Raw genomic sequence first — 2,819 nt, 5'->3', positions numbered from 1 at the left:
CGGTGGGAAATCTTATCTTGAAGTTGGCTTCGCGCTTAGATGCTTTCAGCGCTTATCCATTCCGTACATAGCTACCCAGCCATGCCCTTGGCAGAACAACTGGTACACCAGAGGTACGTCCATCCCGGTCCTCTCGTACTAAGGACAGGTCTTCTCAAATTTCCTACGCCTGCGACGGATAGGGACCGAACTGTCTCACGACGTTCTGAACCCAGCTCGCGTACCACTTTAATGGGCGAACAGCCCAACCCTTGGGACCTACTACAGCCCCAGGATGTGATGAGCCGACATCGAGGTGCCAAACCTCCCCGTCGATGTGGACTCTTGGGGGAGATAAGCCTGTTATCCCCAGGGTAGCTTTTATCCGTTGAGCGATGGCCCTTCCACGCAGAACCACCGGATCACTAAGTCCGATTTTCATCCTTGCTCGACCTGTATGTCTTGCAATCAAGCTCTCTTTTGCCTTTACACTCTACGTACGATTTCCGACCGTACTGAGAGAACCTTTGAGCGCCTCCGTTACCTTTTGGGAGGCGACCGCCCCAGTCAAACTGCCCACCTGACAGTGTCCCAAGACCAGATTCATGGCCTATGGTTAGAGTCCCAGTACTACAAGGGTGGTATCCCAAGGATGGCTCCGCCAAAACTGGCGTCCTGGTTTCAAAGCCTCCCACCTATCCTGTACATGTAGTACCAAGACCCAATGTCAAGCTACAGTAAAGCTCCATGGGGTCTTTCCGTCCTGTCGCAGGTATCCGGCATCTTCACCGGAATTACAATTTCACCGAGTCTGTTGTTGAGACAGTGCCCAAATCGTTACGCCTTTCGTGCGGGTCGGAACTTACCCGACAAGGAATTTCGCTACCTTAGGACCGTTATAGTTACGGCCGCCGTTTACTGGGGCTTAAGTTCACTGCTTCGATTGCTCTAACAGATCCCCTTAACCTTCCAGCACCGGGCAGGCGTCAGCTCCTATACATCGTCTTGCGACTTAGCAGAAACCTATGTTTTTGGTAAACAGTCGCTTGGGCCTATTCTCTGCGGCCACCGGATGGTGGCACCCCTTATCCCTAAGTTACGGGGTCATTTTGCCGAGTTCCTTAACAACAGTTCTCTCGCGGGCCTTAGGATACTCTCCTCACCCACCTGTGTCGGTTTGCGGTACGGGTACCTTTAACCTCGATAGAGACTTTTCTTGACAGTGTGAAATCAGCTACTTCGCTACTAAATTTCGCTCCCCATCACATCCCAGCATTATCAAAGCGGATTTACCTACTCTGACTGCCTCAATGCTTGGGCACACATAACCAACAGTGTGCTTAGCTTATCCTACTGTGTCATCCCATCTCTCAAACGGTTATCGGTAGTACAGGAATATCAACCTGTTGTCCATCACCTACGCCTTTCGGCCTCAGCTTAGGTCCCGACTAACCCAGGGCGGACGAACCTTCCCCTGGAAACCTTGGGTTTACGGCCTGTGGGATTCTCACCCACATCTCGCTACTCATGCCAACATTCTCACTCCCATACTGTCCACATGTCCTTACGGTCATGCTTCAACCCGTATGGGAAGCTCCCCTACCCATCATAATGATGCCGTAGCTTCGGTAGTAAGTTTTAGCCCCGGAAATCTTCGGCGCAGGATCACTCGACCAGTGAGCTATTACGCACTCTTTGAATGAGTGGCTGCTTCTAAGCCAACATCCTGGTTGTCTGTGCAATCCCACATCCTTTACCACTTAACTTACATTTAGGGACCTTAGCTGACGATCTGGGCTGTTGCCCTTTCGACTATGAATCTTATCACCCACAGTCTGACTCCCAAGTATAAGATGACGGCATTCGGAGTTTGATAGTCTTCGGTAGGTGCAATACCCCCTAGGACATTCAGTGCTCTACCTCCGTATCTCTCACCTTGAGGCTAGCCCTAAAGCTATTTCGGGGAGAACCAGCTATCTCCGGGCTCGATTGGAATTTCACCGCTACCCACAAGTCATCCCCGAGCTTTTCAACGCTCGTGGGTTCGGACCTCCACGAAATTTTACTTTCGCTTCATCCTGCTCATGGGTAGGTCGCCCGGTTTCGGGTCTACGTCAAGTAACTGAACGCTCAGTTAAAACTCGCTTTCGCTACGGCTCCACACCTTAAGTGCTTAACCTTGCTACTTAACGTAACTCGTTGGCCCGTTCTACAAAAAGTACGCGGTCACACAAGAAATGTGCTTCCACAGCTTGTAAGTGCAGGGTTTCAGGTTCTATTTCACTCCCCTCCCGGGGTTCTTTTCACCTTTCCCTCACGGTACTATACGCTATCGGTCACTAGGTAGTATTTAGCCTTGGAGGGTGGTCCCTCCTGCTTCCCACAGGGTTTCACGTGTCCCGTGGTACTCTGGATCATATCTAAAGTTTTCTCGTTTAACATACAGGACTATTACCTTCTGTGGTGGGTCTTTCCAAACCTCTTCAATTACGATACCTCTTCGTTATGATATGTCCGCAACCCCAATAAAGAAAACTTTATTGGTTTGGGCTCTTCCGCGTTCGCTCGCCGCTACTTACGGAATCGAATTTCTTTCTCTTCCTTCAGGTACTTAGATGTTTCAGTTCCCTGAGTTCCCCTCATTAAGCTATGTATTCACTTAATGATACTTAGACATTACTCTAAGTGAGTTTCCTCATTCGGAAATCTTCGGATCAAAGTTTACGTGCAACTCCCCGAAGCTTATCGCAGCTTATCACGTCCTTCATCGGCTCCTAGTGCCAAGGCATCCGCCCTGCACCCTTAATAACTTGACCAGTTAAAAAGGTTTGATAGATTAA

At 49.8% G+C, this 2,819-nt stretch carries 1 rRNA gene; it reads right to left on the bottom strand.

Going from position 1 to position 2,819, the window contains the following annotated elements:
• Positions 1 to 2,795: ribosomal RNA gene (locus tag Q3223_RS19385) — 23S ribosomal RNA — on the bottom strand; the annotation flags it as partial.
• Between the last annotated feature and the right edge of the window lie 24 nt (positions 2,796 to 2,819).

The sequence above is a fragment of the Clostridioides sp. GD02367 genome (genome assembly GCF_045900275.1).
In the GTDB taxonomy this organism is placed as follows: Bacteria; Bacillota; Clostridia; order Peptostreptococcales; family Peptostreptococcaceae; genus Clostridioides; species Clostridioides difficile_A.
This window is presented reverse-complemented; position numbering and strand designations above follow the sequence as displayed.